7 protein-coding genes are annotated in these 6,895 nt (G+C 70.1%); 5 read left to right on the top strand and 2 right to left on the bottom strand.

Going from position 1 to position 6,895, the window contains the following annotated elements:
• On the bottom strand, positions 1 to 568 hold a 568-nt coding region (locus tag AB0J09_RS51390; RefSeq protein WP_360708918.1), incomplete at its 3' end, for a hypothetical protein.
• Between the two features lie 382 nt (positions 569 to 950).
• Here AB0J09_RS51390 and AB0J09_RS51385 point away from each other — a divergent pair.
• The 5 genes from AB0J09_RS51385 to AB0J09_RS51365 are packed head-to-tail and all read left to right on the top strand — an operon-like array spanning position 951 to position 5,911.
• Entirely contained in the window at positions 951 to 1,343 is a 393-nt protein-coding gene (locus AB0J09_RS51385) for a GntR family transcriptional regulator (protein ID WP_360708915.1), read from the top strand.
• Positions 1,344 to 1,395: 52 nt separating this feature from the next.
• Entirely contained in the window at positions 1,396 to 2,286 is an 891-nt protein-coding gene (locus AB0J09_RS51380; RefSeq protein WP_360708911.1) for an ABC transporter ATP-binding protein, read from the top strand.
• Positions 2,283 to 3,326 (top strand): ABC transporter permease, encoded by a 1,044-nt coding sequence (locus AB0J09_RS51375; RefSeq protein ID WP_360708908.1) that lies wholly within the window; start codon positions 2,283 to 2,285, stop codon positions 3,324 to 3,326. The genes AB0J09_RS51380 and AB0J09_RS51375 overlap by 4 nt, the downstream gene beginning before the upstream one ends.
• Positions 3,323 to 4,741, top strand: a complete 1,419-nt coding sequence (locus AB0J09_RS51370; protein WP_360708905.1) for a S41 family peptidase — start codon at positions 3,323 to 3,325, stop codon at positions 4,739 to 4,741. Before AB0J09_RS51375 ends, AB0J09_RS51370 begins: the two co-directional genes overlap by 4 nt.
• 12 nt (positions 4,742 to 4,753) lie before the next feature.
• On the top strand, positions 4,754 to 5,911 hold the full coding sequence (locus AB0J09_RS51365; protein WP_360708902.1) for an alpha/beta hydrolase: 1,158 nt from the start codon (positions 4,754 to 4,756) through the stop codon (positions 5,909 to 5,911).
• A gap of 68 nt (positions 5,912 to 5,979) precedes the next feature.
• On the opposite strand, the gene AB0J09_RS51360 is transcribed toward AB0J09_RS51365, so the two are convergent.
• A partial coding sequence (locus AB0J09_RS51360; RefSeq protein WP_360708900.1) for an ATP-binding domain-containing protein occupies positions 5,980 to 6,895 on the bottom strand: 916 nt, incomplete at its 5' end.

Raw genomic sequence — 6,895 nt, 5'->3', positions numbered from 1 at the left:
GGACAGTTTCCCGCCCGCCGTGACCTTGAAGCGGGCGTTTCGGGTGAACCGGATCGCCTGCCGGTGATCTTTGCGGGACCGGAACCGGGGCGCCCAGCTGATGCCGCGCCAGGGCGCGCTGGCGTTGGGGCGAGAGTCCGACTTCCGCGGCCAGGCGCGGCATCGGCTCCCCCCGATCCGCGAGCGTGGCCATCGCTGCCAGCAGGCGGGAGTCGAACCCGCTGGACGGGCGCGCACCAGCGCGGCGGACATCCTCCTCACCGAGGCCACGCAGCTCGGCGGCGGCGGTGATGCCGTCGCCGCAGCGCTCGCGCAGCCAGTCGGCGAACGCGCAGTGCGGCTCGACGAAGAACGTGAGCAGGCGCTCCGCTGCAAGCATCCGATGCCGCGTCATCGGTGGCACGATCAGCGCCGCGGCGTGATGCAGGGTATCGGAAGCGTCCGCCATGGCCACCTCGCCCTGGAGGGCGATGGCGACCTGGAAGGCGGCATGACGATGCAAGGTGCTGTCCGCCGACGGACCGCGATAGAGCGCGTACCCCTCGCGAACGGCGAAGTGCGGCGTCATCTCCTCCCCAGCCCTCACAGCGTCGATGCTGCCAGGCATGAACGGCGCAGGCGAGTTCGGGGCGTCGGCAAGACAGGTACACGCGTTGACGTTTCTTGCGCACGTAAGCGCAGCTATGTGAAGGCCCCTCCAGCCATCAGGCCGAGGCTTGCGGCTACGTGAGTGAGGGCGGCGTGGCGGAGCTGGCGCAGCGTCCAGCCGCCGCGTCGTTCGGAGTTCGGCTTCGTCGACGAGCCCAGGATGCGCCGGCGGGCGGGTGAGGGCCTCGGACAGCTCGGCCGCACGCCGGTAGGACAACCGTCCGCCTCTGTCGCAGCGATCCTTATGATCCTTTAACATCTAGGACTCTAAAGTACTAGGAGCCTAGATAAATGGAGGTGCAGTGATCGAGTTCCATCTGGACGGCAGGTCGGGTGTCTCGCCGTACCTGCAGCTGGTCCATCAGGTCCGGCAGGCGCTGCGGCTGGGTCTGCTGCGTGAGGGTGACCAGCTTCCGACCGTCAAGGACGTGGTGGCGCGGCTGGCGATCAACCCCAACACGGTGCTCAAGGCCTACCGGGAACTCGAGCACGAGGGCCTGGCGGCCGCCCGGCCGGGCGTCGGGACGTTCGTGACCAAGACACTGACCGACGCCTCGCTGGCCGCGCACGGCCCGCTGCGTCAGGACCTACGGCGCTGGCTGGCCAAGGCCCGCCTGGCCGGCCTCGACGACGAAAGCATCGAGGCCCTGTTCATGACCACTTTTCGGACCGCCTCGCAGGAGGACATAGCATGACCGAGCGGAGCGAGCGCATCAGTGAACACATGAGGGCTCCGGAGGAGACCTCATGAGCGCTGTCCTGCAGGCCCAGGGACTGGGCAAGAAGTACGGCAAGCGCTGGGCGCTGACAGACTGCACCATCGACATCCCCGCCGGGCACGTCGTCGGACTGGTCGGCCCCAACGGGGCCGGCAAGACCACGCTGCTGAAACTGGCCTGCGGCCAGCTGCAACCGACCTCGGGCACCATCACCGTGCTCGGCGGCCACCCCGCCGGCGGCCCGGCACAGCTGGCCAAGGTCGGCTTCGTCGCCCAGGACACCCCCGTCTACGCCGGGCTCAGCATCGCCGACCACCTGCGGTTAGGAGCACGGCTCAACCCCGGCTGGGACGCCGCGCTCGCACGAGAACGCATCCAGCAGCTCGGCCTCGACCCCGCCCACCGGGCGGGAAAACTGTCCGGCGGCCAGCGCGCCCAGCTCGCCCTCACCCTGGGCCTGGCCAAGCGGCCCGAGCTGCTGATCCTGGACGAGCCCGTGGCCTCACTCGACCCGCTCGCCCGACGCGAGTTCCTGCAGGTCCTGATGGAGGCCACCGTCGAGCACGAGTTCAGCGTCGTGCTCTCCTCCCACCTGGTCTCCGACCTGGAACGGGTCTGCGACTACCTGATCGTCCTCGTCGACTCGCGCGTCGAGGTGGCCGGAGAGGTCGACAAGCTCCTGGCCACCCATCACCGCCTCACCGGCCCACGCCGCGACCCCGATCGCCTCCCTGCCGACCAGCACGTCGTCTCCGCGCGCCACACCGACCGGCAGAGCACCATCGTCGTCCGCACCGACGCCCCGATCCACGACCCCGCCTGGACGGTCACCCAGCTCAGCCTCGAAGACCTCGTCCTGGCCTACATGGAAAGGCGCACCGCCGAGAACCGGCGAGTCGCCCTGGAGGTGCAGCGATGATCTGGCTGACCTGGCGCCAACTCCGCGGCTCGGCCGCGATGATGGCCGCCCTGCTCGTCGTCCTCGCCACCGCCCTGGCCTTGACCGGCCCGGGCCTGGCCTCCGGCTACTCCGCCGGGATCGCCGCCTGTACCCAGGACGACACCTGCGGCCGCTTCTACGACCGCTTCTTCGGCCAGTACGACCTGCCCTTCATGGCCGTCAGCCTCGTCGTGCTGCTCCTGCCCGCTCTCGTCGGGCTCTTCTGGGGAGCACCGTTGATCACCCGCGAGCTGGAGGCGGGCACGCACCTGCTGGTGTGGAACCAGAGCATCACCCGCAGCCGCTGGCTGACGGTCAAACTCGGACTCACCGGCCTGACCGCCGTGGCCGCCGCCGGCCTGTGCGGCCTCGCGGTGACCTGGTGGTCCGCACCCCTGGACAAGTCGGCCCCGGAGGACTTGGCCCTGATGGCTCCCCTGGTGTTCGGCGCGCGCGGCATCGCCCCGATGGGGTATGCGGCCTTCGCCTTCGTCCTGGGCGTGACCGTGGGCATGCTGGTGCGCCGCACACTGCCCGCCATGGCCCTCACCCTGGCTGTCTTCGCCGCGATCCAGCTCGCCATGCCGCTGCTGGTCCGGCCCCACCTGATGCCCCCGGTCACCTCGACCTTCGAGATCAGCGATGCGAACATGCAGGGGATCTCCATGTCACGGGACGGAGGTGGATCTCCGCGGATTTTCCTGAAGTCGGCCGTTCCCGGCCACGCGGGTGCCTGGGTCCTGTCCAACGACCTGGTCGATCCGTCCGGACGCACGATCGGCGGCGACGACGGAGGCGCCGTCCAGGTCTCCACGACGTCAGGGCCCTGCTCACCGCAGGGAGCAGGACCGCGCGCGTGCCCGGCTGAGATCAGCAGGCTCGGCTACCGGCAGAAGGCGACCTACCAGCCCCTCGACCGCTTCTGGCCTTTCCAGTGGATCGAGACCGGGATCTACGCCCTGCTCACCCTCGGACTCACGTGGTTCTCCTTCTGGTGGATCCGCAGGCGCCTGTCATGACCATGATCAGGACCGCGACAGCCGGGCTCGCCCTCCTCCTGGCGGCGGCCTGCACGGCACCGGCGCCGCCGCGCAGCCTGGCGAGCACGGCAGCCAGTACGGCCTGCTCTCCGCCCCAAGGACCGCCCGGCGCGGAGACGGCCACCACGATCGACGTCATCGAGCAGGCGTACTTCTGCATCCTCGGCAACTACTACAGCGGCGCCACGCTGGACAACCGCTCGCTGCTGAGCGCCGGATTCGTCGCCCTGACGCAGGAGCTCAACCGCAACGGGCGCGACGTACCCGAGGCCACCATGCCGGCGCTGACCGGTGACCGGAAAACCGACTGGACCGCTTTCAAGACCGTCTATAAGAAGACCACCGATCAGGTCCCCGACCTCCGCGACAAGCTGGCCATCGCCACCCTCGAGGCCATCGTGGCCGGCCTCGGCGACAACCACGCCCGCTGGGCGCACGACGTCAAGAGGCCGCCCGACTACTATGACGGCGACGGCTACGGCCTGGGTCTCCAGGCGAACGTCAACGGCCCGCAGACGGACGGCAACCCCGGCGCCGCGCTCCCCCCGCTGTTCGTCACCACCGTGCAGGGCGGCGCGGCGCAGGCCGCCGGACTGCGCCCAGGCGACATCATCGAATCGGTCAACGGATCGGCGCCCTTCATCGACGGGAAGGCCACCCCCGCGATCGCCGCCCTCTACCCGCAATACCCCCAAGCCCGCCCGGTCCAGTTGCGGCTCCTGCGGCAGAACACCGGCCGCCGCTGGACCGTGACGCTCAAGCCCGGCCTCTACCAGCGAGACCTGGCCGCCCTGCAAGTGGTGCAGTCCAAGCTGCTGGACGACGACATCGCCTACGTACGGATGCGCGGGTTCGCCTCCGACTCCGCGAACAGGGTTTTCAAGGCGATCTCCAGGCTGCGCACCGGCCGTACCCTCACCGGTGTCGTGCTGGACCTGCGCGGCAACGGCGGCGGCAGCCCCACGGAAGCCATCCGGCTGCTGAGCGCGTTCGTCCACGGCAAGGTCACCGCCCACGTGTGCACTGTGAACGGCAAGTGCGAATCCTTGCGGACCGACGACACTGTCGAGCTGCTCAACCTGCCGCTGACGGTGCTCACCGACCGCAGCTGCGCCTCTGCCTGCGAGCATTTCAGCTCCGCGGTCAAGGACCTGCGCATCGGCCAGCTGGTCGGCACCAGAACCGCCGGCGTCATCTCCGGCCCGGCGCAGCCGTACCTGCTGAGCAACAACACCACGCTGAGCTTCCCCACCAGGCACCACCTGGGGCCCAATCGCGAGGTGATCGACCGGATCGGCGTGCCGCCCGACCACCACGTGCCCCTGACGCCGAAAGACGCGGCCGCCGGACGCGACCCCGCCCTGGCCAAGGCCCTGACCTTGCTGCACAAGTGAATGGACCTCCCCATGAGACAGATCCTGGCAGTCGCCGCGGGACTGGTCGTTCTCGCCGCGTCCGCCTGCTCCGCACCCACGCCGCCCAGGTCCGCCGCCGGCCCGTCGGCCACGCCGACCGGCCCCGCCACCCTGCCCACCCCGACCGGCGCCCACCCGGTCGGCACCACCGCCCTGTATCTGAAAGACGCCTCCCGCCCCGATCCCTGGAACCTCGACGTCGACGCCAGGGAGCTCAAGGTCACCCTGTGGTATCCGACCAAGCAGCGGGACAGGCAGCGGGCGCCGTACATGACGCCGAAGGAATCGGAGCTCACTCTGAAGGGCTTGAGGATCACGGGCGTGCCGTACGACACGCTGAGCAAGACGCGAACGAACGCCATCAAAGACGCCGAACCGGCGGGGCGGAAGCTGCCGCTGGTGGTGCTCTCCCCCGGCTTCACCAAACCGATGAGCACACTCACGTCCCTGGCCGAGGAACTGGCCAGCCGAGGGTACGTCGTGGCCGGGATCGACCACACCTACGAGAGCTACGCCACGACCTTCCCCGGCGGGCGGGTCGCCGAATGCCTCGCCTGCGACAGCGACACCGATCCCGGCTTCGGCACGGGGGTGGTCCGGGACCGGGCGGCCGACGTCTCCTTCGTGCTCGACCAGCTGACATCGAAGTGGGACGGTTCTGACCTGATCGACCGCTCCAGAATCGCGATGGTGGGCCAGTCGATCGGCGGGGCCGGCGCCATGGCGACCATGCTCGAAGACCCCCGAGTGCGCGCCGGGATCGACATGGACGGCACCACCTACGCCCGGATCCCCAAGAGCGGGTTCTCCCGGCCGTTCATGTTCATGGGCTCGCCGCCGCACACCCCCGGCGGCCGCGACAATTCGTGGGACCGGGACTGGAAGCTGCTGACCGGGTGGAAGCGCTGGATCGTGCTGTCGGGCGCGGAACACCAGTCCTTCACCGACGGCCCGCTGCTGGGGGGCGTCCTCGGCATCAAGCCCCTCCCCGGCGTCCTGCCGGCGGCGCGCGCCGCCGAGCTCACCCGCACGTACGTGGCAGCCTTCCTCGACCAGCACCTGAAGTCGCAGCGGCAGCCCCTTCTGGACAAGCCGTCCTCGCGCTACCCGGAGGTCAAGTTCTGTCCTGCGACTTGCGGTCAATCCTGAGCCATGCACCTCAGGTGCTGGGTTTGATCGATTGGAGGGAGGGAGGAACATGCCCCAGCCCCGCGCCTTTACATTGTAGATTCCGTAGTCAGCCGCGACAGCACCTCCGGCAAATCGCCCTCGTGCACCACCGTCAGCCGCCTCGTCGCCCGCGTCACCGCCACGTACAGGTCCTGGCCCCCCATCGGCGACTGCCCCAGGATGCCCGCCGGATCCACGACCACGACCGCGTCGAACTCCAGGCCCTTGGCCTGCCCGACCGTCAGGGCCACCACCGGCGCGTCGAGATCCCCCTCAGGGAACAGTGCGCGGACCTCCGCGTGGCGGGCGTTCGAGGAGACCACGCCCACCCGGCCCTCGCCGATCAAGGCAAGCTCCTCGCCCACCAGGCCGGGCAGCCCGGACAACGGCGTGCGCACCGCGCGCGGCCGGGCGCCGCCCTCGCGCACCGACTCCGGCGGCTCCTGGTCCGGCGCGAACGCCCGCAAGACGTCCGCGGCCACCGCCATGATCTCCACCGGCGTACGGTAGTTGACCAGCAGCCGCTCCTCGCGCCAGCGCCCCGCCAGGTGCGGGTCCAGCACCTCACCCCACGAGCGCGCACCCGCCGCCGACCCGGTCTGCGCCAGGTCGCCCACCACGGTCAGCGACTTCGCCGGCACCCGCCGCATGATCATCCGCCAGGCCATCGACGACAACTCCTGCGCCTCGTCCACGATCACATGCCCGTACGCCCACGTCCGGTCCACCGCCGCCCGGTCGGCCGTCGTCAGGGCGAGCCCGTCGTCGGCGTGCCGCTCGGCCAGCACGTCGGCCCGATCGAAGATGCCCTCCTCCAGCACCCCGGTCGACTCCAGCACCTCCTGCGCGTACAGCTCCTCCGAAGCCAGCTCCTGCGAAGCCTGCCGGGCCGCCACCCGGCGGGCCGAATCGTCCTCGCCCAGCAACTCGGCCGCCTCGTCCAGCAGCGGCACATCCCCGGCC

This window comes from Nonomuraea sp. NPDC049784 (assembly GCF_040659615.1).
Taxonomy (GTDB): domain Bacteria; phylum Actinomycetota; class Actinomycetes; order Streptosporangiales; family Streptosporangiaceae; genus Nonomuraea.
Note: the sequence above shows the minus strand (reverse complement) of the source record. Positions and strands in the feature narration are given on the sequence as shown.

Bases quoted from the DNA above. Each gene is read 5' to 3' on its own strand.
- AB0J09_RS51365 (WP_360708902.1), top strand. From the start codon at position 4,754: ATGAGACAGATCCTGGCAGTCGCCGCGGGACTGGTCGTTCTCGCCGCG.
- AB0J09_RS51380 (WP_360708911.1), top strand. From the start codon at position 1,396: ATGAGCGCTGTCCTGCAGGCCCAGGGACTGGGCAAGAAGTACGGCAAG.
- AB0J09_RS51370 (WP_360708905.1), top strand. From the start codon at position 3,323: ATGACCATGATCAGGACCGCGACAGCCGGGCTCGCCCTCCTCCTGGCG.
- AB0J09_RS51375 (WP_360708908.1), top strand. From the start codon at position 2,283: ATGATCTGGCTGACCTGGCGCCAACTCCGCGGCTCGGCCGCGATGATG.